The organism is Pseudomonas sp. C8002 (assembly GCF_013385765.1).
In the GTDB taxonomy this organism is placed as follows: domain Bacteria; phylum Pseudomonadota; class Gammaproteobacteria; order Pseudomonadales; family Pseudomonadaceae; genus Aquipseudomonas.
This window is the reverse complement of sequence record NZ_JACAPJ010000010.1, coordinates 128,501-153,767: the sequence shown is the minus strand read 5'-3', so window position 1 is coordinate 153,767 and position 25,267 is coordinate 128,501. Positions and strand designations below refer to the sequence as shown.

Here is a 25,267-nt window from a genome sequence, read left to right as displayed (position 1 = left end):
GCACAATAGCCGGGCATTCGTGGCATTGTGAGACTACGGGCAACGAACTGCACGGCTTTCATGAAACGGACAGCGATTGGGATGGGAACTTTTTGCATAGGCCCCGACTCAATAGCAGGATGCCCGAAAGCTGGGAACACGCTGGATTTGCTGAGCCGCGTCTGTGTCAGGCGCGTCAGGAAACTGGCGACAGATTATTCGCGCAGCCGGCATTGCCCGCGCTGCGTTTTTCGTGTGTGCCAAATCAGTGCGCGCCGGAAACTTGCTTGGAGGGGGAGAACTTTTGCGAAAAGTCCGAGTCTATGTTTGCAAGCCTGATCGATTAGTTATGCAAGCCTCCTTCAAGTACAACGAGGAGTGTTCATGCTAACCCAGGAAGAGGATCAGCAGCTGGTCGAGCGCGTTCAACGCGGCGACAAGCGGGCATTTGATCTGCTAGTGCTGAAATACCAGCACAAAATTCTCGGGTTGATCGTGCGGTTTGTGCACGACACCCATGAAGCGCAGGACGTTGCACAGGAAGCCTTTATCAAGGCGTACCGTGCACTCGGTAATTTCCGCGGTGACAGTGCGTTTTACACGTGGCTGTATCGCATCGCCATTAACACGGCGAAGAACTATCTGGTTTCTCGCGGTCGCCGCCCGCCGGATAGTGATGTTAGTTCGGAAGATGCTGAATTTTATGATGGTGATCACGGCCTCAAGGATCTCGAGTCGCCGGAGCGTGCATTGCTGCGCGACGAGATCGAAGGAACCGTCCATCGCACTATTCAACAACTGCCAGAAGATTTGCGTACGGCGTTAACTTTACGTGAATTCGATGGTCTGAGTTACGAAGACATTGCGAGCGTCATGCAATGTCCGGTGGGTACCGTACGCTCCCGGATCTTCCGGGCTCGGGAAGCCATCGATAAAGCCCTGCAGCCGTTGTTGCAGGAAAACTGAGACAGCGGCGACAGCCAAGAGAGGAACCGCCATGAGTCGTGATGCCCTGCAGGAATCGCTGTCCGCAGTGATGGATAACGAAGCGGATGAACTGGAACTTCGTCGAGTGCTTAATGCATTTGATGATGCCGAAACCCGTGATACCTGGTCTCGTTACCAAGTCGCTCGGGCGGTGATGCACAAGGATCTTCTAATCCCTCGTCTGGATATTGCTGCGGCCGTTTCTGCTGCACTGGCTGATGAAGCCGTTCCGGCAAAAGCTGCTCGCGGTCCTTGGCGTAGCCTGGGCCGTCTGGCAGTCGCTGCTTCGGTGACCGTCGCTGTATTGGCAGGTGTCCGCCTGTACAACCAGGACGAAATCGCCGGTGCCGAACTGGCCCAACAGACCCAGCAACCGGTCATGGCCGGCCCGCAGGTCAAGGGTCCAGCCGTACTGGCCGGCTACAAGGAAAGCTCCGATACCACCGGGCCTATGGCCAACGGTGTACTTCAAGGGCAATCCGGCTGGCAGGATCAGCGTCTTCCAGGCTACCTGCGCCAACACGCACAGGAATCGGCCTTGAAAGGCACTGAAAGCGCTCTGCCTTACGCCCGCGCTGCAAGCCTGGAAAACCGCTAGTCCGCCAAGGAGCTTTATGCGCGCCATACCGCTCCTTGCGCTTTTGCTCAGTGGCTGGTTTGCAGTCCCCGCCCATGCCGATGAAGCCCAAGACTGGCTGACGCGTCTTGGGCGGGCGGAGCAGCAGCAAAGCTTTCAGGGCACCTTCATCTACGAGCGTAACGGTAGTTTTTCTACCCATGACATCTGGCATCGTGTCCAGAATGGTCAGGTCCGTGAGCGGCTTTTGCAGCTCGATGGTTCTGCCCAGGAAGTCCTGCGCGTCGATGGCCGTACCCAATGCGTGAGCGGCACGCTGGTTGCCGGGCTTGGGGGCTCCCCCAATACCTCTGCGCGTACCCTTGATCCGCAAAAACTCAAAGCGTTCTACGATCTTGCCGTCATCGGCAAATCGCGCGTGGCCGGTCGGAATGCGGTGATCGTCTCCGTGACCCCCCGCGATCAATACCGTTATGGTTTTGAGCTGCATCTGGATCGTGAAACTGCGCTGCCATTGAAGTCATTGTTGCTTAACGACCAGGGCCAGTTGCTGGAGCGTTTCCAGTTCACCCAGCTCAATACATCGGTGCCTGACGATCGTGATTTGCAGCCCAGTGGCGAATGCACGCCGGTGGCGGTGACCAACGCCAAGGCCCCGGAGGTCGAGATCCCTCAGGATTGGCGCCTCGACTGGTTGCCACCAGGCTTTCAGCTGGTCAACAGCAGTGCCCATAAAGACTCCCACACCAAGGTAACCGTCAGCAGTCTGATGTATGACGATGGTCTGGCGCGTTTTTCGGTATTCCTGGAGCCGCTTAACGGTGCGACCGTAAACGAGACCCGCACCCAGTTGGGCCCGACAGTCGCCGTTTCACGGCGGTTGAATACCCTGGAAGGCGAGGTGATGGTGACCGTCGTCGGCGAGATCCCGATTGGCACCGCCGAGCGAATTGCGCTGTCACTACGCAGTGGCACCGTGCCCGCCAAGCCTTGAGTTGTTAATCCTATGTTCATCCTGATATTTCAATGTTGCGCAGGAGATAGTTGATGCCTGCCTCTGCCGAGAGCATGAAATGTCTGGATCATTTTTTTCACTTGCTAATATCCCCTATGTTTTTTATAGGTCAGGGCTTAACGGCCCTGGCCTTGTTTTGTTCGCGGAACAAAAATGTCGGTCGCAGTTTTCGGCGTTTATTGAACCCTGTCGCTCAACCCTGCTCGTCGTAACGGGAGCTGTATGTCGATACCACGTTTGAAGTCTTACCTATCCATAGTCGCCACGGTGCTGGTGCTGGGTCAGGCGGTTACCGCGCAAGCGGCCGAGCTGCCTGACTTCACCCAACTGGTGGAGCAGGCGTCGCCTGCCGTGGTGAACATCAGTACTACGCAGAAGCTGCCGGATCGTAAGGTCTCCAACCAGCAGATGCCCGACCTGGAAGGCCTGCCGCCGATGCTGCGGGAGTTCTTCGAACGCGGCATGCCCCAGCCGCGCACGCCGCGTGGCGGTGGTGGCGGCCAGCGTGAGGCCCAGTCCCTGGGCTCGGGCTTCATCATCTCGCCTGACGGCTACATCCTCACCAACAACCACGTGATTGCCGACGCCGACGAGATCCTGGTGCGCCTGGCGGACCGCAGTGAGCTGAAAGCCAAGCTGGTGGGCACCGACCCACGTTCCGACGTGGCCCTGCTGAAAATCGAAGGCAAGGACCTGCCGGTGCTGAAACTGGGCAAATCCCAGGACCTGAAAGCCGGCCAATGGGTCGTCGCCATCGGTTCGCCGTTTGGTTTTGACCATACTGTGACCCAGGGTATCGTTAGCGCCATCGGTCGCAGCCTGCCGAACGAAAACTACGTGCCGTTCATCCAGACCGACGTGCCGATCAACCCTGGCAACTCCGGCGGTCCGTTGTTCAACCTGGCGGGTGAAGTCGTTGGCATCAACTCGCAGATCTACACCCGCTCCGGTGGTTTCATGGGCGTTTCGTTCGCGATTCCGATCGATGTGGCCATGGACGTTTCGAACCAGCTGAAAACCGGTGGCAAAGTCAGCCGCGGCTGGCTGGGCGTGGTGATCCAGGAAGTGAACAAGGACCTGGCTGAATCCTTCGGTCTCGACAAGCCGGCCGGTGCCCTGGTCGCGCAGATCCAGGACGATGGCCCTGCTGCCAAAGGTGGCCTGCAAGTCGGTGACGTGATCCTGAGCATGAACGGCCAGCCGATCGTCATGTCTGCGGACTTGCCACACCTGGTGGGCGCGCTCAAGGCCGGTAGCAAGGCCAAGCTGGAAGTGATTCGTGACGGCAAGCGCCAGAACGTCGAACTGACCGTCGGTGCGATCCCGGAAGAAGGCGCGGCGCTGGATGCGCTGGGCAACAGCAAGCCAGGTGCCGAGCGCAGCAGCAATCGCCTGGGCATTGCTGTAGTCGAGTTGACCGACGAACAGAAAAAGAGCTTCGACCTCAAGAGCGGTGTAGTGATCAAGGAAGTCCAGGACGGTCCTGCCTCCCTGATCGGCCTGCAACCAGGTGATGTCATCACCCACCTGAACAACCAGGCTATCAACTCCACCAAAGAGTTCACCGACATCGCCAAGGCGCTGCCGAAGAACCGTTCGGTGTCGATGCGCGTCCTGCGTCAGGGGCGTGCCAGCTTCATTACCTTCAAACTGGCCGAGTAATCCGCTAGTCCAATAAAAAGCCCCGCTCTCGATGTTCGAGAGCGGGGCTTTTTTGTGGCTGAAAGGTTTAGCCCATCATGTCTTTGATCATGCGTTCCTGGTCGATCAGTTCACGCTGGCGTGCGTCGATACGTGACGAAAGCGGGAAGTTGCTGCCGGCGCGACGCTTGGCGAAATCCAATTGCTGGATGGCCTGCTTGAAATCTCCCACCAGCGCGAAGTACTCGGCCCGGGCCTGGTGCAGGCCGATGATATTGCCCGACAAGCCACGGGTTTCCGCAACCTGGTACCAGACGTCCGGATCGTCCGGGCGAGACTTCAACAATCCTTCCAGGGCTTTTTCCGCGTCAGCGTTGCGGTTCTGCTTGAGCAGCAGATCCACACGAACCTGGTTCAGCGGATAGTTGCCTGGATATTGCGTCAACATTCGGTCCGTACGCTGCTGGGCATCCGGCAGGCGATTGTTGGTCATATCCAGCTCGATCTGCGCCAGGTTGTAGGTGATGTCGTTGGGCGCCTTGGCCAGCAGCGGCTTGAGGTTTTCCCGGGCCAGGTTGAACTGGGCACCCTTGATCTGAGCGATGGCGAGGCCATAACGCGCGATATCGTTCTTCGGATTTTCATCCAGCTGGGCCTGGAAACGTTTGGCGGCCAGCCCCGGGGTGTCTTCGTAATACAGTTGCACTCGAGCACGGATCAGTTGATAGCGCAGGCTGTCCTCAATGCCACCCAGCTTGGCTTGCTCCGCACGGTTGCGGGTGTCGGCGATCCGCGATTCGGTGACCGGGTGAGTCAGCAGGAATTCAGGCGGCTTGGCATCGAAACGGTACTGGCGCATCAAGCGCTCGAACATGGTTGGCATGGACCGTGGGTCGTAGCCGGCTTTCTCCAGGTTGAGAATGCCGATGCGGTCAGCCTCTTGCTCGTTTTGCCGGGAAAAGCGCCGTTGCTCCTGGATCGCGGCGGCCTGGCTGCCGGCGATCGCGGCAATGCCCGCATCGCCTGCGCCAGCGGCGGCAGCGATGATGCCGCCGAGCAGCGCAGCCATCATCGGGATCTGCATGCGCTGCTGTGCTTCCACGCCTCGTGCGAAGTGACGTTGGGACAAGTGAGCCAGTTCGTGGGCCAGTACCGAGGCATATTCGCCTTCGGTCTGGGCGTTGAGGAACAGGCCGCCGTTGACCCCGACGATGCCGCCCGGTGCGGCAAAGGCGTTCAACTGCGGGCTGTTGATCAGAATGAATTCCAGGCGCCGGTCATTGACCTGGCTGGTTTCCACCAGCTTATAAACGCTGGATTCGACGTAATCCTTGAGCTGCGGGTCGTTGAGTTGCGAGACCTGGCCACGCAGGTAGGCCAGCCATGCCCGACCCAGATCGTATTCCTGTTTTGGCGAGACAATGGCAGAACTGGCGTCGCCAAGTGACGGCAGGTCGTCGGCGAAGCCTGGAGAGGCAAGCAGGCAAGCCAGCGTCAGCAGGGTAGGGCGCAAAAAAGTCATGCACAAAGCCTTTCGACAAAGAGCTTACTGTAGCCGGACACTGAGCTTCGGACCAGATATTCTAAGCGCCCCCGACGCCCACCCGGAGTTAGACCATGACTGACGCTGTAGCCTTCGATGCCGAACTGGATGCCAGTGGCCTTAACTGCCCGCTGCCCTTGCTCAAGGCCAAGCTGGAGCTCAATCGGCTGGCCAGCGGCGCGGTGCTCAAGGTGATCGCCACGGACGCTGGCTCCCAGCGGGACTTTCGTACGTTTGCCAAGCTGGCCGGCCACACCCTGCTGCATGAAGAAGACGAAGCGGGCGTCTATCGTTACTGGTTGCGCAAGGCCTGAATCGCTTGAATATGCTGTCCTTATCGCCTGAGGTTTATTGATGTTCAAAGTGTTACGTGACTGGATTCAGCGCTACTTCTCCGACGAAGAAGCCGTGGTGCTGGCCGTCCTGCTGTTCCTTGCCTTTACGGCCGTGCTCACTTTGGGCGGCATGCTGGCGCCGGTACTGGCGGGGATGGTGCTGGCGTACCTGATGCAAGGCCTGGTCTCCATCCTGGAGCGTCTGCGCTTGCCGGGTGGGGCAGCGGTGGGTCTGGTGTTTGCCTTGTTCATGGGGCTGTTGCTGGTATTTATCGTGATCGTGGTGCCTTTGCTGTGGCACCAGTTGATCACCTTGTTCAACGAGCTACCGGGCATGCTCGCCAAGTGGCAGTCATTGCTGCTGCTGTTGCCTGAGCGCTATCCGCACCTGGTGTCGGACGAGCAGGTCCTGCAGGCCATTGAGGTGGCTCGCGGCGAAATCGGAAAGTTCGGACAATGGGCGCTGACCTTTTCCCTTTCGAGCTTGCCGCTGCTGGTCAACATCATGATCTACCTGGTACTGGTGCCGATCCTGGTGTTTTTCTTCCTCAAGGACCGCGAGATGATCGGTCGCTGGGTGCGTGGCTATCTGCCCCGTGAGCGCGCGCTGATTACCCGGGTCGCCGAGGAAATGAACCGGCAGATTGCCAACTACATCCGCGGCAAGGTTATCGAGATTTTTATCTGCGGTGGCGTCACTTACATCGGTTTTGTCGCGCTGGGGCTTAACTACGCTGCCCTGTTGGCGCTGCTGGTGGGTGTTTCAGTGGTGGTGCCATACGTTGGCGCGGTGGTGGTGACGGTGCCGGTGATGTTGATCGCGCTGTTCCAGTGGGGCTGGAGTGATCAGTTCATCTACCTGATGGCGGTGTACGGCATCATCCAGGTGCTGGACGGCAACGTGCTGGTGCCGCTGCTGTTCTCCGAGGCGGTGAACCTGCATCCGGTGGCGATCATCTGTGCGGTGTTGTTGTTTGGCGGGTTGTGGGGCTTCTGGGGGGTGTTCTTTGCGATTCCCCTGGCGACGCTGTTCAAGGCGGTGCTGGATGCCTGGCCTCGGCAGGAGCCGGTGGTGGCGCCGTTACTCTGATATTTGTGGTGCCGGTGCAGGGCCTCATCGCGGGCAAGCCCGGCTCCCACATTGACTGAGTTGTCCTGTCGAACAATGATCACAGGTGGGAGCTGGCTTGGCTGCGATAGCTATTTCAAAGCCAGCAGGTGAATCAAGCCTGGTTCAGCGCCTGTGCCGCTTCGAGCACTGCATCCACATGGCCCGGCACTTTCACACCGCGCCATTCCTGGCGCAGTACGCCATTCTTGTCGATCAGGAAGGTGCTGCGATCAACACCCAGGTATTCCTTGCCATACAGCTTCTTCAGCTTGATCACATCAAACAGCTGGCAAACCGCTTCGTCCTTGTCGCTGATCAGCTCAAAGGGGAATTCCTGCTTGGCCTTGAAGTTCTCGTGGGACTTCACGCTGTCCCGGGACACGCCAAACACCTCGGTGTTGGCCGCCTTGAACGCAGCATGCTGGTCACGGAAGCCCTGGCCTTCAGTGGTGCAGCCCGGGGTGCTGTCTTTCGGGTAGAAGTAGATCACCACTTGCTTGCCCTTGAGCCCGGCGAGGCTGAAGGTTTGCCCGCTGGTGGCCTGGGCTTCGAAGTCGGCTACCGGTTGGTCGATCACTACAGACATGAAGACTTCCTTACATAGGGTTCTGTGGGCGCCAAGGCTCGATCAGTGCGTCGAGGTTCAGGGCATCGGCGAAATCCAGGAACTGGTCGCGCAGCCAACTGATCTGCACGCCGGCCGGCAAGGTCACGGTAAAGGTGGCGTTGAGCATGGTGCCGCCGGTCTGCGGAGCCTGATAGGTGTCGCAGGTCAGGTTTTCCAGCTCGACGTTGTGGTCGATAAAGAACTGGCACAGCTCGTTGACGATGTCCGAGCGGTAGGCCGAACTGACATAGGCCACGTAGGGCAGGGCCTGCGGACGGTTCTCCAGGGCGGCGCTGCGCACCACGTTGACCGTGAAGTCATGCTTCTTCGCCAAACCCGGTAAACCGGTTTCAAGGCGGGCCAGGGCATCCCAGGTCCCGGAAATCTGCAGGACCAGCGCACTGCACTCGCCATGGCGGGTCAGGCGGGAGGTCACGACGGCGCAGCGGTTTTCATGGCTGGCGCGGCACAGGACGTTAGTCAGCTCCATGGGGTTGGCGCCAAGGGCACTGATGACAAGGAATTGTTCGCGGACTGTGGGGGTGGACATGCAGCCTTCCTAAAGCGATGAGCGGTCGATACGATGCAAGCGGTATCAATCAAAGGATGAAGGGTAGCGAAAACCATCGCCAAGGGCTAGGAGGTGGCGTTTTCATTACGTAATCAGCTTCATCAAACCCCGCTTTGGCAGAATGATGGCGCTGCTGCGAACTAAGTTGATCCAGAACGCATCCTCAGGCGGTACTTCGCTTGTACAAGCATCTTGGCGCCAGTACCATTACCGCTCTCTTTTTCCGGCAGGAGCGGTTGCATGATTGCGGGCAGTATGGTGGCACTGGTCACACCCATGGATGCACAAGGTAATCTCGACTGGGACAGCCTGGGCAAACTGGTGGACTTCCACCTGCAAGAGGGCACCAACGCCATCGTGGCGGTCGGCACCACAGGTGAATCGGCCACACTGGATGTGGAAGAACACATCGAAGTGATCGAGTTCGTGGTCAAGCGCGTTGCAGGGCGCATTGCTGTCATCGCCGGCACGGGCGCCAATTCGACCCGCGAAGCGATCGAATTGACCAGCAACGCCAAGAAAGCCGGCGCCGATGCCTGCCTGCTGGTGACGCCGTACTACAACAAGCCGACCCAGGAAGGCCTGTACCTGCACTTCCGCGCCGTTGCCGAAGCGGTCGATATCCCGCAGATCCTCTACAACGTACCCGGTCGCACCGCCTGCGACATGAAGGCCGAGACCGTGATCCGCCTGTCCACCGTACCGAACATCATCGGTATCAAGGAAGCCACCGGTGACTTGCAGCGCGCCAAGGACATCCTGGCCGGCGTCAGCAGCGACTTCCTGGTGTACTCCGGTGATGACGCCACGGCGGTCGAGCTGATCCTGCTGGGCGGCAAAGGCAACATCTCGGTGACTGCCAACGTTGCACCGCGCGCCATGAGCGAGCTGTGTGCCGCGGCCATCGCCGGTGATGCGGTCAAGGCCCGGGCGATCCACGAACAACTGGCACCGCTCAACAAAACCCTGTTTATCGAATCCAACCCTATCCCCGTGAAATGGGCGCTGCATGAGATGGGCCTGATGCCGGACGGTATCCGTCTGCCGCTCACCTGGCTCAGCGAAGCCTGTCACGAACCGCTGCGACAGGCCCTGCGCCAGTCCGGCGTCCTGGTTTAATTGAGGAAGCACTACGCATGAAGCGATTGGCCGGACTTTCCGCACTTGCCTTGATTATCTCCAGCACCAGTGGCTGCGGTTGGATCTGGGGCCCGGAAGGCTACTTCCGCGACCGCGGTAGCGATTACCTGGAAGCCCAACAAACCGCCCCGATGAAATTGCCGTCGGACGTCAATGTCGCCAAGCGCCTTGACCCGTTGCTGCCGATTCCGCGCAACGTGGCCGACGACACCGTCAAGGGTGAATACGAAGTGCCGCGTCCACAGCCGTTGTCGGCCGTGGCCGACGCCAGCGACTACAGCCTGCAGAAGAGCGGCGACACCCGTTGGGTCATGGCCCAGCGCCCACCTGCCGAAGTCTGGCCGGTGGCCGTGCAGTTCTTCCAGGACAACGGTTTCCGCCTTGACGAACAACGCCCGCAGACCGGTGAGTTCACCACCGCGTGGCAGCACACCAGCGAACTGTCGGCATCCATGGCCAAGCGCCTGCAGGCCGGTGGTGTAGCCAATGACAGCGAAGCCCGCATCCGCGTGCGTATCGAGCCAGGCGTGCAACGCAACACCAGTGAAGTCTACGTGGTCAGCGCCGAGCGTCCTGCCGGCAGCACCGCCAACGTCGACTTCACCCCACGTTCGGTCAACACCGGCGTGGACGCTGCCCTGGTCGACGAAATGCTCGCCAGCATGAGCCGTATTTCCGAGAAGGGCGGTTCCGTCTCCCTGCTCGCCGCCGGTAGCTTTGACACACCTAGCCGCGTCAGCCTCAGCGAAGACGGCAGCGGCAACGTGGTGCTCAACCTGGGTGAAGACCTGGACCGCGCCTGGTCGAGTGTCGGCCGCGCGCTGGAGCACGGCGAATGGCGCGTTGAAGACATCAACCGCAGCCTGGGCTTGTACTACATCAACCTGGCCGAAAAAGCCGAGAAGAAAGACGACGAGCCAGGTTTCTTCGGCAAGCTGTTCGGCAGCAAGCCGACCAAGGAAGAGATCGAGACCCGCGCCGAGCGTTACCAGGTTCGTTTGAGCAAGGTAGGCGAAAGCGTGCAAGTCACCGTCGAGAAAAACATCAACACCGTGGCGCCGGCAGAAGTGGCGCGCAAAGTGTTGGGCGTGATTCAGGACAACCTGGGCTGATCCGATGCGTTTTGCCGTTCTCGGCAGCGGTAGCCAAGGGAACGGCACGCTTGTAGCCCATGACGACACGTACGTCCTGGTGGATTGTGGTTTCTCCCTGCGGGAAACCGAGCGGCGCCTGCTGCGCCTGGGGGTTCACCCCGCGCAGCTGAGCGCGATTCTGGTGACCCACGAACATGCCGACCACGTGCATGGCGTGGGTTTGCTGTCTCGGCGCTACAATCTTCCGGTGTACCTGAGTCGCGGTACCTTGCGCGGGATGCGCAAACCGATTGAGCCCGCAGGTTTGCTGGCCGGTGGCGAACAATTGCAGATCGGTGCCTTGAGCATCGATGTGATTGAAGTGGCCCACGATGCCCAGGAACCGACGCAATACGTATTCAGTGACGGTGAACGGCGTTTTGGCCTGCTCACTGACCTGGGTTCGTACTGCGCCAAGGTGCTGGACGGTTACCGGGACCTCGACGCATTGATGATCGAGTCCAACCACTGCCGTGACCTGCTTGCGCGTGGCCACTACCCGGCCTTTCTCAAGCAGCGGGTCGGCGGGCAGTTTGGACATTTGAACAACCACCAGGCGGCGTACCTGGTGTATGAGTTGGGCTGGCAAGACCTGCAACACCTGGTCCTGGCCCACCTGAGCAGCAAGAACAACCTGCCGCAGCTGGCCCGGCAATGTTTTGTCGACACCCTTGGGTGCGACCCGGACTGGCTGCAACTGGCCGATCAAGATTCAGGGCTCGACTGGCGACACATCGCCTAGCCCACCTACTTAGCAAGCGGAGCCCATCATGGAAAAACGTGAAGAACTCTACCGCGGCAAAGCCAAATCGGTTTACAAGACCGACGACGCCAACCGCTTGATCCTGCTGTTTCGCAACGACACCTCGGCGTTCGACGGCAAGCGCATCGAACAGCTCGACCGCAAAGGCATGGTGAACAACAAGTTCAACGCCTTCATCATGCAGAAACTCGAAGCGGCCGGCATTCCGACCCAATTCGACAAACTGCTGGGCGACAACGAATGCCTGGTGAAAAAACTCGACATGATCCCGGTCGAGTGCGTCGTGCGTAACTATGCGGCCGGCAGCCTGGTGAAGCGTTTGGGCGTGGAGGAGGGCCTCAAGCTCAACCCCTACACCTTCGAGCTGTTCCTGAAAGACGACGCCAAGGGTGACCCGTTCATCAACGAATCCCACGTGGTTGCATTTGGTTGGGGCACCGCTGAGCAACTGGCTCGCATGAAGGAGCTGTCGCTGAAGGTCAACGACGTCCTGAGCAAACTGTTCGACGACGCCGGCCTGCTGCTGGTGGACTTCAAACTGGAATTCGGCGTGTTCCACGACGGCTCCATCGTCCTGGGCGACGAATTCAGCCCGGACGGCTGCCGCCTGTGGGACAAAGACACTCGCAAGAAGATGGACAAAGACCGCTTCCGCCAGGGCCTCGGTGACGTTATCGAAGCCTACGAAGAAGTCGCCAACCGTCTCGGCGTACCGCTGTAATCGACGCAAGCATCTGATAGCACGGAAAAAAATCGCTTTTGCGCTTTGCTTCCAGGAAACAGGCTGTTATGATGCGCGCCGTTGGAGAGATGCCAGAGTGGCCGAATGGGACGGATTCGAAATCCGTTGTACCTTCACCGGTACCTAGGGTTCGAATCCCTATCTCTCCGCCATTATTGAAAAATGAAAAACCCCCGATAACTTCAATGTTGTCGGGGGTTTTTTGCTTTCAGTCAGAAACTGCATAATGAATTCTGCTACGGTCTTCGTTAATTGGCGCTTCGGACATCGGTCATGAATTTTAAAAAAGTACTGGCGCATTTGCAGGCTGAAGTTCCCGAGCTATTGGCTGTGTATGTGTTCGGTAGCCAAGTGACGGGTGAGGCAGGTAGTGAGAGTGATCTGGATGTTGCGGTCCTTTCTGCGGGAGTGGTCGAGCCTTTATTGCTATGGCAGCTTTCTGGGGAGTTGGCCGATATCGTTGGAGTTCCCGTCGACTTGCTTGATTTGCGCGCAGCCTCAACGGTAATGCAATACCAAGTATTGACCACTGGGCGTCGGCTCTGGTCCGGGAACGTCCAGGCGGGTCTATTCGAGAGCTACGTCCTGAGCGAAAAAACCGCGCTGGACACGGCAAGGGCTGAGTTGTTGGCGGATATCCAGAAGGAAGGGAAAGTTTATGGTCGATGATGTTCTCATCAATAAAGCAGCCAGCATTGAGCGGTGCGTTGCTCGCGCCCGTCAGGAATACGATAAAGATCCCACCAGCTTCGCCACAGATTTCACGCGCCAGGATGCGGCGATTTTTAATATTCAGCGTGCCTGTGAGGCAGCGCTGGACATGGGCCAACACTTGATTCGTCGTGAGCGCCTGGGCGTTCCACAAGGAGCCCGTGACGTGTTTGAATTGTTATGTCAGGGCGGTTGGGTCAATCCTGCGTTGCTGACCAACCTGAAGAACATGGTCGGGTTTCGTAACATTGCTGTTCACGAGTACCAGACGCTTCAATTGCCGATTACTGTAGCGATCATTACAAAACACCTGGATGAGTTTCTAGCATTTAGTTCGCATATTTTGACCAAGGATGCGGGGTTGGAAAATAAACAAGTCTAATCTGTAAATTTTCCATCCCTCTGAATAAGTTTTCCTGCTGCGGTGTTCACCACACAGACCACTCAGGAAACGCCCATGAACAATCCCGCCGACCGCTACGACCGCCTGACCCGCACCTTCCACTGGCTGACCGCCGCCCTGGTGATCTTCATGTTCGCCAGCGCCCACGTCTGGGAAAACCTGGAAAAAGGCACGCCACTGCGCAAGGGCCTGCAATCGGTCCATATCTCCCTGGGCATCGCCATGGCGGTGCTGATCGCTGCACGTATCCTCTGGCGTGTGTTCGGCGGCAATCACCCAAAGGCCGACAATCACCCTGCGCTTAACGTGGCCGCCAAAATCGCCCACGGCTGTCTATACCTGTTGTTACTGACGCAGGTGACCCTGGGCTTCCTGTTCCGCTGGGCCCAGGGCGAGCCCTTCAACTTTTTCGGACTGTTCCCGGTGCCAGCGCCTTTTGTGATCGATCACGAATTGCGAGGCACCCTGGGTGGCCTGCACAACAATGTCGCCTGGGCGATCATCGTACTCGCCGGGCTGCATGCCTGCGCCGCGCTGTGGCATCACTACATCCAGCGCGACAGCACGTTGCGCCGCATGCTGCCGGCCCCTCGTGGCGATCTTCCCTACTGAGTTTGCTGCTGTACTTTCCCTATCGTTACGGAGCATGAATGCCATGAAGAATCGTCCCGAGCACGCCGTTGGTTACCGCACCGCTTTGTTCTTTGGCGCCTGTATGGCCGCCGCGCTATTGGCCGGCCAGGCCCATGCCTCCGGTGACGAATCGGCGCCGCCCAAGCCCAACTGCCCCAAAGGCCAGGTCTGGGATACCAAGACTGGCAAGTGCGTGCTGCAAACCAGCAAGGCCACGTCGGACGCCGACCGCACCGACTACGCCTACCGCCTGGCCAAGGACGGGCGTTACGAAGAAGCCCTGTCACTGCTCGACACCCTGCACAACCCGAACACCGCCAAGGCCCTGAACTACCGCGGCTACGCCACCCGCAAACTGGGGCGCACCGATGAAGGCATCAGCTACTACCTGAAGTCCGTGGCACTGGACCCCAACTACGCACAAGTCCGTGAGTACCTGGGGGAGGCCTACGTCATCAAGGGCCGTTTGGACCTGGCCCAGGAGCAACTGGTGAAGATCAAGGCGTTGTGCAGCACCACCTGCGAAGAGTACGAAGACCTGGCTGAAGCCATCGCCGCCGCGCCTCAGGCTTGAACCTGTGAGCGAGCAGTCGGGAGATTGCCATCACCACAGACGCTGAGTTGCGCCGAGAGTTGAGCCAGCTGTTGCCACGTTTATGGCGATACGGGCTGGTGCTGTCGCGACAAAAGCATGTGGCTGATGACCTGGTGCAAGCCACCTGCGTGCGGGCGTTGGAGCGTGCAGGCCAGTTCGTGGCTGGCACGCGGCTGGACCGCTGGTTGCTGACGATCATGCATTCGATCTGGCTTAACGAATTGCGCGCCCAGCGAGTACGGCAAGGGCAGGGGTTTGTCGACGCCGAGCAGGCGTTGTCGTTCGACGGTGAAGCCCTGGCTCAGGACCAGGTCCTGGCCGCACAGGTGATCAAGCGCGTCAATGCATTGCCCGAAGCGCAGCGGGAGACTGTTTTTCTGGCCTACGTCGAAGGCCTCTCATACAAGGAAATTGCCGAAGTCCTGCATATTCCCGTAGGAACGGTGATGAGCCGGTTGGCCGCTGCGCGCATGAAGCTGGCTGAAACTGCGCACTCAAGCGGCTTGTTGGATAAATCGAGCGGAGAACGACGATGACTCAAAATACACCACCGTCGGATGAACTGCTGGTGGCTTACCTGGACGGTGAGTTAGACCCTCAGCAGCGTCAGGTTATCGATAACCTGCTGGGGATCGATCCTGCCGTGACGGCCCGCTTGGAGCTGCTCAAGCGCGGCCACTTGCCGTTCAAATCAGCCTTCGATTCGGTTCTCGATCGAGCCCCTACAGAGCGTTTGCAGGTGATGCTCGATGCGTTGCCGCCGGCACAAACACCCACCCTGAGTCGACGCAAATTTCTCGCGGTAGCAGCAAGCTTTGCGGTGGCAGGTGTGGTCGCTGATCGCTTGTTCATGACCTGGCCCCGGCCTGAGCCCGGTTCGGGCTGGCGTGCCTCGGTTGCCGAATACATGGCGCTGTATACGCCCCAGACCCTGGAAAACCTCAGCGCCGATCCCGACGCCCATATCGCCCAGCTGAGTTCGGTCGGGACCCAGCTCGGCCTGCCGTTGAACCCGGATGCAGTACACCTGCCTGGCGCCGAATTTCGCCGCGCACAAATCCTCGATTATGACGGCGTACTGATCGGCCAACTGACCTACCTCGACGCGCGCCACGGCCCGCTGGCGCTGTGCATTACGGCGGCGAAAAAAGGTGCGGTGGCCATGGCCACCGAACAGCGCCGGGGCATGAACGTGGTGTTTTGGTCCAGCCCGTCCCATGCGTTCATGTTGATTGGCAGAAACCCGTTCGAGGATTTGCAGATCATGGCGCGCAGTGCCGAGAAGGCTTTGTCGGCATAGCTTCAATGAGACGATGAGGGCGTCTGCAACGCCCGCCACCGAGCCGGCGTCGTCCCCTCCCAGGAACGAAACGCACGATAAAACGAGTTGGTATCTTCATAGCCCACCAGGCACGCGATCTCGTCTATCTCAATCGACGGCTCGGTGAGCAGATGCCGCACCACTTCCTGGCGGGTTTCCAGCATCAGTTGCCTGAAACTGGTGCCTGCCTCGGTAATGCGCCGTTGCAACGTGCGTTCGCTCATGCCCAGCTCCCGCGCTACCTCGACCATCTCGGGGCGGCCACTGGCCAGGAAGCGCTTGAGGGTGATCTTGACCTGATGGCTGATGCTGGCCGGTGTCGAGGCCTCCGCAAGCGCTGCCACCAGGCCCGGGTTCAGCATTTCGAGCATTTGCGGGTTGTACCCCGGAAAAGGTCGGTCCAGATCGGCGGCGTCCAGTATCAGCGCGTTGCGCCCGGCACCAAAACGCACGGAGCAACCGAAAAACTCGGCCAGTGCACGGCTGCCATCGTCCGGGCGAACCAGTTCGACCTGCAGGGGAGTGATCTGCGTCCGTGCTCCCCGTCGCCCCAATTCAACAAACGTCGCAAACGCCGCATCCACCAGCAGCGCAGGCGGTAATTCTGGCGTGTGCAACCAGTCGATGGTCACCGTACAGGCACGGCCATCCTCGCAAACCAGCAGGCGCTCGGGTGTGCACAATTGCTTGAAGCGGGCGAGGCGGTGCAGGCCATCGCGATAATCCCGGGCGATAAAAGCGGCAAAGCTGGAGGGTGGAAGCGCAGTGATATCCAGCCGCGTCACCAGTAATATCCCGACAGCCGGATCAGGATTAAGTGTGCGCACCGCCTCCCACAAGCGAAAGAATTCCAGCGTCGTCACCTGCCGCCGGTCTCGCCGCTCGCGGATATGCAGGGTCATGGGCAAGCGTGCCTGACGCAACACCACCGACGGCTCCAGCCCGACGCTCTGCAGCGCCAGCCAGAACACATCCGGTATGTTGAAACGGGGTTGGGTCACGTCAGGCATGCGGCACCTTTTTCAAAAGCGTGAGATTAATCCGAGGCTGACACGCTGAGGTCATGCCACTTCTTATCCGACTCGGCCAAGTCTGCTGCTGCCCGGGCGGCGTATTGCACGGCATCGCTGCCGATCAGCAAGCGTAGCGGGGCGTCTTTGTTCAGTGCCAGCTCCAGCACGATTTCGGCAACCCGGTCCGGACCCGTCGGCAGGATGCCGGGGGAGTTGAGCAATTCAACCAGGGCGCCGACCGTTTGTTGGTAGGGCTCACTGATGGCCGGAATCGTCATGGAACTGCCCGACCAGTCCGTGCGCATGCCGCCCGGCTCCAGCACGGTCACCTGGATGCCCAGTGGTGTGACTTCCTGTGCCAGTACTGTGGAAAATCCACCGACTGCCCATTTCGCACTCTGATACGCGGCCAGGCCGGCCATGCCGATGCGGCCACCCAACGACGATACCTGGAAGATATGCCCACGGCCCTGGGCGCGCAGCACCGGCACCACGGCCTTGCTCACGTGCACCACACCATAGAAGTTGGTGCTGATCTGCGCGGAAAAATCCTCCAGCGTCACATCTTCCACCGACGCCAGGTCACCGTAGCCGGCGTTATTGACCACCACATCCAGGCGACCAAAATGTTTCACCGCGGCATCCACCGCTTCCAGCACCTGCTGGTTGTTGGTCACGTCCAGCGTGACCGGATAAATCGCCTCGCCGTAGTCGGCCACCAGGTCATCCAACTGCTTGGGATTGCGCGCGGTGGCAACCACACGATCACCGGCGCGCAGGGCGGCTACGGTAATCGAGCGGCCGAGGCCGCGGGAACTGCCGGTGATAAACCATATCCTGGACATTCGAACACCTCTTCGTTTGAGACTGCGGGAGTAACCTGTGAACGAATGATGGTCGACCGGCTTCTCTCATACACTAGCAAGAGGCCGCCAAGTGACTTGCATATCACGCCATTTATTCTGCGGCCAACCGTGCCGACAGGCTTTCGATAAACACCGTCTCCGCCCGGCTCATCTTCTGCTCACGGTTCCACAGCAGGTGGATATCCACGTCGGTAATCCCTTCGTCTGGCGGCAGGCGCCAGAGCAACCCATGCTTCACATCCTCGGCCACCACATGAATCGGCAGGCAGCCCAGGCCAAACCCGGCAATCACCAACCGCCGCACTTCCTCCAGGCTGGAGGACGACGCCACGATGCGCCCGCTGAAGCCCTGCTGGTCGCGAAAGATCGTCAACGGCGAGAGCATTCCGCCGATCTGGTCGCTGGTGAAACTCACGAAGTTCTCCGACTGCAAATCTCCCTCCGCCAGCCCGGTGCGTCCGAACAACGGGTGATGCCGCCCGCAAAAAAATGCATAACGCTGACGCAGGAACAGGTGCTGCTCCAGCCGTGGTTGCGGCCGGCGATTGAGGCTCAGGCCCAGCGTCGCGGTTTTCTCCAGCAGGGCGGCGACGATGTCAGAGCTGCGCATCACCTCAACGTCCAGGTCGACCCGGGGATGCTGGCGATGGAAGTCCGCCAGGAAGTCATCAAAGGTGTCCGAACTGATCCGGCTGATCATCAGCAACCGCACTTTGCCAAGCACCTCGTCGCCAGGCTTTTGCAGGGCGTTGCTCATCTGCGAGACCTGGCCATACATCTCGCCGGCGATCGCGAAAATCTGCTCGCCGGCTTCGGTCAGCACAAAGCGCGGGCCGCGCCGGGCGATCAACTGGCAGTCGAGCTGTTCTTCCAGGCGCTTGAGCGCCTGGCTGATGGCCGGCTGGGTGAGGTGCAGGCGGGCGGCGGCGCGACTGATGCTCAGCTCCTGGCCGATCACCCTGAAGGTGCGCAACAGGTTCCAGTCCAGGCGGTCATTGAGCAGCGGATGAACATCGCGGCGGTTTTCAGGCATGTCGACAGCTCGATAATAAGCAGGATTTATAATCGGAATAATAAATAGAAAATTGACTAATCATAGGGCTGAGACGAAAAATCACCCTCAACCAGCGCCATCAGAGCGCGTGCGCCAGTCCTTTCTCCTGCCAAAAAAATAACCAAAGGAGCCAGCCCCATGAAGCCTTCCGCTTCGCCGCAGCCGCGCCGTGCCGCGGCCGCCGCTTTCATCGGCACCATGATCGAGTGGTACGACTTTTACATCTACGCCACCGCCGCCGCGCTGGTGTTCGGTCAATTGTTCTTCCCTTCCGACGACAAACTGTTCAGCACCATGGCCGCGTTCGGCACCTTTGCCGTGGGCTTTTTCGCCCGGCCATTGGGCGGCATTGTGTTTGGGCATATCGGTGACCGTATCGGTCGCAAGAAATCCCTGGTGATCACGCTGGTGATGATGGGCGTGGTCACCGTATGTATCGGCCTGTTGCCGACCTATGCGCAGATCGGCGTCGCGGCGCCGGTGTTGCTGGTGCTGCTGCGCATCGTGCAGGGCATCGCCGTTGGCGGCGAGTGGGGCGGGGCGGTGCTGATGGCCGGCGAACATGCACCCAAAGGCCGTCGCAATTTCTTTGCCTCCTTTGCACAGTTGGGCAGCCCGGCGGGTTTGATCCTGTCGTTGCTGGCCTTCAGTGCGGTAACCCGTTTGCCGGAGGCCGACCTGCTCAGTTGGGGCTGGCGCGTGCCGTTCCTGGCCAGTGCCTTGTTGTTGATCGTCGGTCTGGCAATCCGCCTGGGCGTCAACGAATCGCCTGAGTTCCTGGAAGACAAAGCCAAGGCAGAAAAGGCCCGGGCCATCACCCAGGATCAGGCCCCGGTGATCGAAGTGCTGAAAACGGCCTGGCGCCCGCTGCTGCTGTGCATCGGCGCCAACACCCTGGGGATTGCCGGGGTGTATTTCACCAATACCTTCATGATTGCCTACACCACCCAGCAACTTAACCTGCCGCGCTCGTTGATTCTGGAATGCCTGTTTGTCGTGGCCATCATCCAATTCTGTGTCCAGCCGCTGGCGGCCTGGGTGGCGGAGAAGGTCGGTGCCACACGCTTTCTGTGTGCGATGAGCGTGCTTGCGATGGCCTCGCCTTATCCGATGTTCGTGCTTGTCAGCAGCGGCCAGGCGCCATTGATCATCCTCGGCATCGCCCTGGCCGTGGTGTGCATGGCCTCGTTTTATGCGGTGATTGCAGGCTTCGTCAGCGGCTTGTTCGAAACCCGCGTGCGCTACACCGCCATCTCCCTGGCCTACCAAGTGTGCGGCGCACTGGCCGGTGGCCTCACGCCGTTGATCGGCACCTGGCTGGCCCATGAATACCAGGGCCAGTGGTGGCCGATGGCTGTGTTCTACAGCGCGATCGCGGCGGTTTCGCTGGTGTGCGTACTTGCGTTGTCCCGGCGTCACGCCACCGCCCACCGTCTTGAAATGGCTTGAAGCGTTTGATTGGAGAATGTGTATGTTGAAGATTAATGGCGAGCGCCTGTGGGCCAGCCTGATGGCCATGGCCGAAATCGGCGCCACGGCCCGCGGTGGCAGTTGCCGCCTGGCGTTGAGCGCCGAAGACCAGGCGGGCCGCGCACTGTTCAGCCGCTGGTGTGAAGAGGCCGGGCTGACCCTGAGCGTCGATGCCATCGGCAACCTGTTCGCCCGCCGGGCTGGCACCGACCCTGAAGCTGCGCCGGTGATGATGGGCAGCCACCTCGACACCCAGCCGGAAGGCGGGCGTTTTGATGGCGTCTATGGTGTGCTGGCCGGACTGGAAGTGATCCGCAGCCTCGACGACCACGGCATCAAGACCCGCAAACCGCTGGAAATCGCGGTGTGGACCAACGAGGAGGGCGCCCGGTTTACCCCGGCCATGCTCGGCTCGGCCGTGTTCACCGGCACCTTGGCGTTGGATAACGCGCTGGCCACCCGGGATGTCGCCGGTGTCAGCGTGGCGGATGCGTTGCGCAGCACCGGCTACAACGGCGAGCGCCCCTTGGGTGGCGCGGTGGATGCGTATTTTGAAGCGCACATCGAGCAAGGTCCTATTCTGGAAGACAACGCCAAGAGCATTGGCGTGGTCACCGGTGGGCAGGCGATTCGCTGGCTCGACGTGCGCGTGGAAGGCATGGCCGCCCATGCCGGGACTACGCCGATGCTGCTGCGCAAGGACGCCTTGTACGGCGCCGCGCAGATGATCCAGTCGCTGGAAAACCTGGCGGCTGATTTTGCGCCTGAGGGCCTCACGACCGTGGGTGAATTGAGCATCGCCAAGTCGTCGCGCAACACCATTCCCGGCCTGCTGAATTTTACCGTCGACCTGCGCCATCACCGCGACGCCGACATAGAAGCCATGGAGCAACAGGTGCGCACCCGCTTGCAGGATATCGCTGCCCAACGTGGTCTGAGCGTCACCGTCAGCCCGCACTGGATCAGCCCGGCGACACCGTTTGATGCCGAGTGTGTCGCCTGTGTGCAGTCCGCCGTGGATGCGTTGGGTTATGCCCAGCAATCGATTGTCAGCGGTGCTGGCCATGACGCCATCCACCTGGCGCGGTTCTGCCCCACGGCGATGGTGTTCGTTCCGTGCGTGGGAGGCTTGAGTCATAACGAAGCCGAAGATGTGCTGCCCGAGGACGTTCGCCAGGGTACCGATGTATTGCTCAATGCCGTGTTGAAACGTGCCGGCCAGGCTAATTAACGAAACATTTCTGCAAGGTTGAACACGATCAAAATGTAGGAGCTGGCTTGCCTGCGATAGCGGTGGTTCAGGCAACAAATTTGTATCTGAGCCACCGCAATCGCAGGCAAGCCAGCTCCTACAGGTCCGGTGTTCAACCGCAGATGTGTGCCCATCAGGAGAAATCCCATGCGTACTTATTTCCACCCCGAACAACTCCTGCACCATCCTCGCAGCTACTACTCCCGTGGCCAGATGCGTACCCCGCAGGAAGTTCCGGAGCGCGCCCGCAATCTGCTGCTGGCCGCGCAAAACCTGGGCTTCGACATCCAGCAACCCCACGACCACGGCCTTGATCCACTGCTGGCTGTGCACGGTGCGGCCTACCTGGCCTTCCTCCAGGAAGCCCACCAGCGCTGGAAAGAAATCCCCGAAGACTGGGGCGACGAAGTCATGTCCAACATCTTCGTGCGCGAGCCCAACGCCCTGCGCGGCATCCTTGCCCAGGCGGCGCGCTACCTCGCCGACGGCAGTTGCCCGATTGGCGAACTCACCTGGCGCTCGGCCTATTGGTCCGCCCAAAGCGCCGTCGCTGCCGCCCGGGACATCCTCGACGGCGCACCCGCGGCCTACGCGCTATGCCGCCCGCCAGGCCACCACGCGCGTTTTGATGCAGCCGGTGGGTTCTGCTATATCAACAACGCGGCGGTTGCGGCGCAGGCGTTGCGCGCTGGCTTCGAGCGCGTCGCCGTACTCGACACCGACATGCACCACGGGCAAGGCATCCAGGAGATTTTCTACGAGCGTGATGACGTGCTGTACGTGTCGATTCACGGCGACCCGACCAACTTCTATCCGGGTGTTGCAGGCTTTGCCGAAGAGCGCGGCGCTGCTGCGGGTGAAGGCTTCAACCTCAACCTGCCGATGGCGCATGGCGCGAGTGAGGCGGTGTTTTTCCAAAAGCTGGAACTGGCATTGAAGGCAGTGAAGGACTTATCGGCGGACGTGCTGGTGTTGTCGCTGGGGTTCGATATCTACGAGCTGGACCCACAGAGCAAAGTGGCAGTGACGCGGGAAGGATTTGCGCGGCTGGGGGAGTGCATTCGTGGATTGGGGTTGCCGTGTGTGATCGTGCAGGAGGGCGGGTATCACCTGGAAACGCTGGACAGTAATGCTCAGGCGTTTTTTGCAAGTGCGCAGGCGTGGTCGATGTAACCCGCTGAATAAAGCGCCCCGGACTGCCTTGGAAATACATTCAAGGCGCGTCCGCCCCGTGGGCCTTTCACGTCGATAATTTATATCTCTTAACTTCTGGTCGACACCCCTAAAGTCCCGCCCCGACTGGCCGAAACTCTGTCATACGATGTCGTATGCCCATAATGAGAACAATCGCCATGTCGCTCCGCAGCCTGTCCATCGCCCGCCGTGCGGGTCTCGGTTTTGCCTTGATTGCCTTGCTCGTGGCGCTGTTGGGGTTCTTTGCGCTCTCGAACATGGCAAGCATCCGCGAAAGCGCCGTGCAGGTTGAAAGTGGCCTGGTGCCGAAAATGCGCCTGGTCTCGGATATCCGCGAAATCATGCTGCGCATCCGCACTATTTCCCTGCGCATGGCCCTTGATCCCAATCCCGCGAGCCTCTCGCAATACCGTAGCCAGATGGACACCCGCAGCCAGGATCTGACGAAGAAACTGGCCGACCTGAATGCGGTGATTGATACCCCCGAGGTACGCAATCTCTACGACCAGTTTCAGGTCTCCCTGCGGCAATACCAGCAAGGCCTCACCCAGTCGTTCATCCTTGCCGACAAGCAGCAGACCGCCGAGCTGAACAAGTTGCTGCTGGTGGACATGAAGACCGTGGTCGACGGTTCCGGCAATCAGCTCAATGCCCTGGCCGATTACTACAACGCCCAGATAAACCTGCAGGGCCAGACGGCCGAGTTGCAGTACAGCCGCTCGCGCACGATGGTCTTCGGCTTCGTGCTGCTGGCCGCGTTGAGCACCGTGGCCCTGGCCTGGTTGCTGACGCGTAGCATTGTCGGCCCGCTCAGCCACGCGGTGCGCGCCGCAGAACACGTCGCCCAAGGCGACCTGACGCAAACCGTTGAAGTGACCGGCGATGACGAAGTGACGCGCCTGCTGGTGGCACTGCAGAGCATGCAAGGCAGCCTGCGCAGTACCTTGCAGCTGATTCGCCAGTCGGCCGGGCAGATGGCCGCGTCGGCCACCGACCTCAACGGCATCACCGACCAGAGCAGCCGCAGCCTGCAAAAGCAGACCGCTGAAATCGAGCAAGCCGCCACCGCGGTCAACGAGATGACCTCGGCCGCCGATGAGGTGGCACGTAATGCAGTCTCCACTTCCGAATCCACCCGGCTCTCTAATGAAACGGCCCGCGATGGCCAGCAGCGCGTCGGCGAGACGGTCAGCGCGATTCAGGCGTTGAGTACCAACATCGGTGAAACCTCGAGCCTGGTGCAAAACCTCGCCGATCAATCGCGGGACATCGGCAAGGTGCTCGATGTGATTCGCTCCATCGCCGAGCAGACCAACCTGTTGGCCCTGAACGCCGCCATCGAGGCGGCGCGTGCCGGTGAGTCCGGGCGTGGCTTTGCCGTGGTAGCCGACGAAGTGCGTGCGCTGGCCCATCGCACCCAGCAATCGACCCTGGAAATCGACCAGATGGTCACCGCGATGCGCAGTGGCTCCAGCGAGGCACTGACCTCAATGCAATCGAGCACCCAGCGGGCCAGCGAAACCTTGATCCTGGCCGAAGGCGCCGGTGGAGCCTTGAGCCAGATCACCGACTCCATCGACCAGATTCACCAGCGCAACCTGGTCATCGCCAGCGCCGCCGAGGAGCAGGCGCAAGTGGCCAAGGAAGTGGATCGCAACATCGTCAACATTCGTGACCTGTCCGCGCAATCATCTTCGGGAGCAGGGCAGATCAACGGGTCGAGCCAAGAGCTGGCGCGCTTGGCCGTGTCGCTCAATGAGGCGGTGGCGCGGTTTCAGCTGTAACGGGGTCTACTCGTGCCACGGATGGCACCAGTTCCAGGATACGGTCACGGCCACCTTCGGCCACGAGGTACGTTCCCTTAGTCGTACGCACAATCGACTGTGGCGCCTTCAGGAAAGACAGGATCGTCTGCTGGCGTCCTTGCTTGTCGATCAACAACAAACGCGCGCGGTGGGTGGAATCCTCGTTGATCCATAACCCGCGTTCATCGCACATCAGGAAGGTGGGTTTGTTCAATTGGCTCAGTACCACTGGATCGCTACCGTCCTCGGTTAATTCGCGGACCACACCCTTCTTCTTTTCCGTGTAGAGCATGCGCCCATCGGTACAGCGAACGATCGACTCGCCTTCGCTGAGTTGGTCACGCACGACGCTCAAGGTCTTGTCGCTCCAGCGATAGCGCAGTATGCGGGCAGCTACCTTGCGGTCTTCGATGGCGTAAAGGAACTCGCCGTCGTCCCACAGCCCTTGCACGCTGTCGCCCTTGAACAGCTCGGTAACGACGCCGTCCTTGAGGAAACTGACCGGCGCGCCGTCCACTTCCTGGCTGAATACCCAACCGCCTTGAGTGGCGACCATCCCATCCGGTTTGGATAAATTTCCTACCACCTGTTCGCGTTTTCCGTCGGGCAAGATGCGCACGATACTGCCAAGGCTGTTGCTCAATTCCTGGCTGACCATCAGCGAACCGTCAAGCATTGGCATCAGCGACGCAGCCTTTTCCACATTGCGGTGGATCACTTGCACACTCCAGTTATTGGCAGCGCTGACCGGATAGAAACTTTGCCAGGCGAAGAAGCCCAGGGTGGCAAGGCAGAGCAACCCCAGT

The 25,267-nt window shown here is 60.0% G+C and carries 27 protein-coding genes, 1 tRNA gene and 1 pseudogene; 22 read left to right on the top strand and 7 right to left on the bottom strand.

The genetic code is table 11. The features are described 5' to 3' along the window. Positions 1-363 precede the first annotated feature (363 nt). From rpoE to HX814_RS16705, 4 genes are all read left to right on the top strand, one after another. Positions 364-945 carry an RNA polymerase sigma factor RpoE gene (gene rpoE, locus HX814_RS16720; RefSeq protein WP_003172477.1) on the top strand — a complete coding sequence of 194 codons (582 nt, stop codon included), beginning with the start codon at positions 364-366 and terminating at the stop codon, positions 943-945. 31 nt (positions 946-976) lie between these two features. Next, positions 977-1,564, top strand: a complete 588-nt coding sequence (locus HX814_RS16715) for a sigma-E factor negative regulatory protein (protein ID WP_003172479.1) — start codon at positions 977-979, stop codon at positions 1,562-1,564. Positions 1,565-1,580: 16 nt separating this feature from the next. Beyond that, positions 1,581-2,537, top strand: coding sequence for a MucB/RseB C-terminal domain-containing protein (locus HX814_RS16710; protein ID WP_003211995.1), 957 nt, complete (start codon positions 1,581-1,583; stop codon positions 2,535-2,537). A 243-nt stretch (positions 2,538-2,780) separates the two neighbouring features. Further along, the gene (locus HX814_RS16705; protein WP_003211993.1) at positions 2,781-4,220 is read left to right on the top strand and encodes a DegQ family serine endoprotease; all 1,440 of its coding nucleotides are present in this window, start codon (positions 2,781-2,783) and stop codon (positions 4,218-4,220) included. Positions 4,221-4,287: 67 nt separating this feature from the next. On the opposite strand, the gene HX814_RS16700 is transcribed toward HX814_RS16705, so the two are convergent. Beyond that, positions 4,288-5,721 carry a M48 family metalloprotease gene (locus HX814_RS16700; protein WP_087692605.1) on the bottom strand — a complete coding sequence of 478 codons (1,434 nt, stop codon included), beginning with the start codon at positions 5,719-5,721 and terminating at the stop codon, positions 4,288-4,290. A 95-nt stretch (positions 5,722-5,816) separates the two neighbouring features. Here HX814_RS16700 and HX814_RS16695 point away from each other — a divergent pair, with 95 nt between their 5' ends. Both HX814_RS16695 and HX814_RS16690 read left to right on the top strand, forming a co-directional pair. Beyond that, positions 5,817-6,056, top strand: a complete 240-nt coding sequence (locus HX814_RS16695) for a sulfurtransferase TusA family protein (RefSeq protein ID WP_003211989.1) — start codon at positions 5,817-5,819, stop codon at positions 6,054-6,056. Between the two features lie 40 nt (positions 6,057-6,096). Continuing rightward, complete coding sequence (locus HX814_RS16690; protein WP_003211986.1) at positions 6,097-7,167, top strand: AI-2E family transporter; 1,071 nt, start codon at positions 6,097-6,099, stop codon at positions 7,165-7,167. A gap of 133 nt (positions 7,168-7,300) precedes the next feature. On the opposite strand, the gene HX814_RS16685 is transcribed toward HX814_RS16690, so the two are convergent. Further along, on the bottom strand, positions 7,301-7,774 hold the full coding sequence (locus HX814_RS16685; RefSeq protein ID WP_003211984.1) for a peroxiredoxin: 474 nt from the start codon (positions 7,772-7,774) through the stop codon (positions 7,301-7,303). A 10-nt stretch (positions 7,775-7,784) separates the two neighbouring features. Further along, entirely contained in the window at positions 7,785-8,345 is a 561-nt protein-coding gene (locus tag HX814_RS16680; protein ID WP_003172487.1) for a glycine cleavage system protein R, read from the bottom strand. Positions 8,346-8,606: 261 nt separating this feature from the next. Between HX814_RS16680 and dapA the strand changes: the two genes are divergently transcribed. The 11 genes from dapA to HX814_RS16625 all read left to right on the top strand — a co-directional run bounded on the left by dapA (position 8,607) and on the right by HX814_RS16625 (position 15,786). Beyond that, positions 8,607-9,485: a 4-hydroxy-tetrahydrodipicolinate synthase gene (gene dapA / locus HX814_RS16675; protein WP_003211981.1), complete on the top strand. Its 879-nt coding sequence runs from the start codon at positions 8,607-8,609 to the stop codon at positions 9,483-9,485. Between the two features lie 17 nt (positions 9,486-9,502). Then, a complete protein-coding gene (gene bamC / locus HX814_RS16670; protein WP_177008914.1) occupies positions 9,503-10,618 on the top strand; it encodes an outer membrane protein assembly factor BamC in 1,116 nt (371 codons plus the stop codon). A gap of 4 nt (positions 10,619-10,622) precedes the next feature. After that, a complete protein-coding gene (locus HX814_RS16665; protein ID WP_003211977.1) occupies positions 10,623-11,381 on the top strand; it encodes an MBL fold metallo-hydrolase in 759 nt (252 codons plus the stop codon). 28 nt (positions 11,382-11,409) lie between these two features. Continuing rightward, complete coding sequence (gene purC / locus HX814_RS16660) at positions 11,410-12,123, top strand: phosphoribosylaminoimidazolesuccinocarboxamide synthase (protein ID WP_003211975.1); 714 nt, start codon at positions 11,410-11,412, stop codon at positions 12,121-12,123. Positions 12,124-12,206: 83 nt separating this feature from the next. Beyond that, a tRNA-Ser gene (locus HX814_RS16655) sits at positions 12,207-12,296 on the top strand. Between the two features lie 121 nt (positions 12,297-12,417). Beyond that, positions 12,418-12,813, top strand: a complete 396-nt coding sequence (locus tag HX814_RS16650; RefSeq protein ID WP_087692601.1) for a nucleotidyltransferase domain-containing protein — start codon at positions 12,418-12,420, stop codon at positions 12,811-12,813. Beyond that, positions 12,803-13,237: a DUF86 domain-containing protein gene (locus tag HX814_RS16645; RefSeq protein WP_008437859.1), complete on the top strand. Its 435-nt coding sequence runs from the start codon at positions 12,803-12,805 to the stop codon at positions 13,235-13,237. Before HX814_RS16650 ends, HX814_RS16645 begins: the two co-directional genes overlap by 11 nt. Positions 13,238-13,312: 75 nt before the next feature. Further along, a complete protein-coding gene (locus HX814_RS16640; protein ID WP_087692600.1) occupies positions 13,313-13,870 on the top strand; it encodes a cytochrome b in 558 nt (185 codons plus the stop codon). A gap of 43 nt (positions 13,871-13,913) precedes the next feature. Continuing rightward, positions 13,914-14,465, top strand: a complete 552-nt coding sequence (locus tag HX814_RS16635) for a tetratricopeptide repeat protein (RefSeq protein ID WP_256343973.1) — start codon at positions 13,914-13,916, stop codon at positions 14,463-14,465. Positions 14,466-14,524: 59 nt separating this feature from the next. Next, positions 14,525-15,022, top strand: coding sequence for an RNA polymerase sigma factor (locus HX814_RS16630; protein WP_003211943.1), 498 nt, complete (start codon positions 14,525-14,527; stop codon positions 15,020-15,022). Next, on the top strand, positions 15,019-15,786 hold the full coding sequence (locus HX814_RS16625) for an anti-sigma factor (protein ID WP_177008915.1): 768 nt from the start codon (positions 15,019-15,021) through the stop codon (positions 15,784-15,786). The genes HX814_RS16630 and HX814_RS16625 overlap by 4 nt, the downstream gene beginning before the upstream one ends. Positions 15,787-15,788: 2 nt before the next feature. Here the strand turns inward: HX814_RS16625 and HX814_RS16620 are convergent, their stop codons facing one another. The 3 genes from HX814_RS16620 to HX814_RS16610 form a co-directional block, all read right to left on the bottom strand. Then, positions 15,789-16,817, bottom strand: coding sequence for an AraC family transcriptional regulator (locus HX814_RS16620; RefSeq protein ID WP_177008916.1), 1,029 nt, complete (start codon positions 16,815-16,817; stop codon positions 15,789-15,791). A 26-nt stretch (positions 16,818-16,843) separates the two neighbouring features. Next, the gene (locus HX814_RS16615) at positions 16,844-17,665 is read right to left on the bottom strand and encodes an SDR family NAD(P)-dependent oxidoreductase (protein WP_102368300.1); all 822 of its coding nucleotides are present in this window, start codon (positions 17,663-17,665) and stop codon (positions 16,844-16,846) included. 112 nt (positions 17,666-17,777) lie between these two features. Further along, positions 17,778-18,719: a LysR family transcriptional regulator gene (locus HX814_RS16610; protein ID WP_003211934.1), complete on the bottom strand. Its 942-nt coding sequence runs from the start codon at positions 18,717-18,719 to the stop codon at positions 17,778-17,780. Positions 18,720-18,878: 159 nt separating this feature from the next. On the opposite strand from HX814_RS16610, the gene HX814_RS16605 reads away from it, so the two are divergent. The 5 genes and pseudogenes from HX814_RS16605 to HX814_RS31710 all read left to right on the top strand — a co-directional run bounded on the left by HX814_RS16605 (position 18,879) and on the right by HX814_RS31710 (position 24,440). After that, positions 18,879-20,189: an MFS transporter gene (locus HX814_RS16605; RefSeq protein WP_177008917.1), complete on the top strand. Its 1,311-nt coding sequence runs from the start codon at positions 18,879-18,881 to the stop codon at positions 20,187-20,189. 22 nt (positions 20,190-20,211) lie between these two features. Next, a complete protein-coding gene (locus HX814_RS16600; protein ID WP_177008918.1) occupies positions 20,212-21,441 on the top strand; it encodes a Zn-dependent hydrolase in 1,230 nt (409 codons plus the stop codon). A gap of 168 nt (positions 21,442-21,609) precedes the next feature. Then, positions 21,610-22,635, top strand: a complete 1,026-nt coding sequence (locus HX814_RS16595; RefSeq protein WP_177008919.1) for a histone deacetylase family protein — start codon at positions 21,610-21,612, stop codon at positions 22,633-22,635. Positions 22,636-22,790: 155 nt separating this feature from the next. Continuing rightward, positions 22,791-23,582 (top strand): annotated as a pseudogene (locus tag HX814_RS31715) (MCP four helix bundle domain-containing protein); the annotation flags it as partial. Next, complete coding sequence (locus HX814_RS31710) at positions 23,577-24,440, top strand: methyl-accepting chemotaxis protein (protein ID WP_371316151.1); 864 nt, start codon at positions 23,577-23,579, stop codon at positions 24,438-24,440. The pseudogene HX814_RS31715 and the gene HX814_RS31710, both read left to right, overlap by 6 nt. On the opposite strand, the gene HX814_RS16585 is transcribed toward HX814_RS31710, so the two are convergent. Further along, positions 24,409-25,260, bottom strand: coding sequence for a hypothetical protein (locus HX814_RS16585; RefSeq protein ID WP_177008921.1), 852 nt, complete (start codon positions 25,258-25,260; stop codon positions 24,409-24,411). The two genes, HX814_RS31710 and HX814_RS16585, sit on opposite strands and share 32 nt — an antisense overlap. Positions 25,261-25,267 lie beyond the last annotated feature (7 nt).

Bases quoted from the DNA above. Each gene is read 5' to 3' on its own strand.
- dapA (WP_003211981.1), top strand. From the start codon at position 8,607: ATGATTGCGGGCAGTATGGTGGCACTGGTCACACCCATGGATGCACAA.
- HX814_RS16640 (WP_087692600.1), top strand. From the start codon at position 13,313: ATGAACAATCCCGCCGACCGCTACGACCGCCTGACCCGCACCTTCCAC.
- HX814_RS16605 (WP_177008917.1), top strand. From the start codon at position 18,879: ATGAAGCCTTCCGCTTCGCCGCAGCCGCGCCGTGCCGCGGCCGCCGCT.
- HX814_RS16650 (WP_087692601.1), top strand. From the start codon at position 12,418: ATGAATTTTAAAAAAGTACTGGCGCATTTGCAGGCTGAAGTTCCCGAG.
- HX814_RS31710 (WP_371316151.1), top strand. From the start codon at position 23,577: ATGCAAGGCAGCCTGCGCAGTACCTTGCAGCTGATTCGCCAGTCGGCC.
- bamC (WP_177008914.1), top strand. From the start codon at position 9,503: ATGAAGCGATTGGCCGGACTTTCCGCACTTGCCTTGATTATCTCCAGC.
- HX814_RS16680 (WP_003172487.1), bottom strand. From the start codon at position 8,345: ATGTCCACCCCCACAGTCCGCGAACAATTCCTTGTCATCAGTGCCCTT.
- HX814_RS16700 (WP_087692605.1), bottom strand. From the start codon at position 5,721: ATGACTTTTTTGCGCCCTACCCTGCTGACGCTGGCTTGCCTGCTTGCC.
- HX814_RS16610 (WP_003211934.1), bottom strand. From the start codon at position 18,719: ATGCCTGAAAACCGCCGCGATGTTCATCCGCTGCTCAATGACCGCCTG.
- HX814_RS16620 (WP_177008916.1), bottom strand. From the start codon at position 16,817: ATGCCTGACGTGACCCAACCCCGTTTCAACATACCGGATGTGTTCTGG.
- HX814_RS16625 (WP_177008915.1), top strand. From the start codon at position 15,019: ATGACTCAAAATACACCACCGTCGGATGAACTGCTGGTGGCTTACCTG.
- HX814_RS16710 (WP_003211995.1), top strand. From the start codon at position 1,581: ATGCGCGCCATACCGCTCCTTGCGCTTTTGCTCAGTGGCTGGTTTGCA.
- HX814_RS16600 (WP_177008918.1), top strand. From the start codon at position 20,212: ATGTTGAAGATTAATGGCGAGCGCCTGTGGGCCAGCCTGATGGCCATG.
- HX814_RS16715 (WP_003172479.1), top strand. From the start codon at position 977: ATGAGTCGTGATGCCCTGCAGGAATCGCTGTCCGCAGTGATGGATAAC.
- HX814_RS16705 (WP_003211993.1), top strand. From the start codon at position 2,781: ATGTCGATACCACGTTTGAAGTCTTACCTATCCATAGTCGCCACGGTG.
- HX814_RS16685 (WP_003211984.1), bottom strand. From the start codon at position 7,774: ATGTCTGTAGTGATCGACCAACCGGTAGCCGACTTCGAAGCCCAGGCC.
- HX814_RS16695 (WP_003211989.1), top strand. From the start codon at position 5,817: ATGACTGACGCTGTAGCCTTCGATGCCGAACTGGATGCCAGTGGCCTT.
- purC (WP_003211975.1), top strand. From the start codon at position 11,410: ATGGAAAAACGTGAAGAACTCTACCGCGGCAAAGCCAAATCGGTTTAC.
- HX814_RS16665 (WP_003211977.1), top strand. From the start codon at position 10,623: ATGCGTTTTGCCGTTCTCGGCAGCGGTAGCCAAGGGAACGGCACGCTT.
- HX814_RS16645 (WP_008437859.1), top strand. From the start codon at position 12,803: ATGGTCGATGATGTTCTCATCAATAAAGCAGCCAGCATTGAGCGGTGC.
- HX814_RS16595 (WP_177008919.1), top strand. From the start codon at position 21,610: ATGCGTACTTATTTCCACCCCGAACAACTCCTGCACCATCCTCGCAGC.
- rpoE (WP_003172477.1), top strand. From the start codon at position 364: ATGCTAACCCAGGAAGAGGATCAGCAGCTGGTCGAGCGCGTTCAACGC.
- HX814_RS16615 (WP_102368300.1), bottom strand. From the start codon at position 17,665: ATGTCCAGGATATGGTTTATCACCGGCAGTTCCCGCGGCCTCGGCCGC.
- HX814_RS16690 (WP_003211986.1), top strand. From the start codon at position 6,097: ATGTTCAAAGTGTTACGTGACTGGATTCAGCGCTACTTCTCCGACGAA.
- HX814_RS16635 (WP_256343973.1), top strand. From the start codon at position 13,914: ATGAAGAATCGTCCCGAGCACGCCGTTGGTTACCGCACCGCTTTGTTC.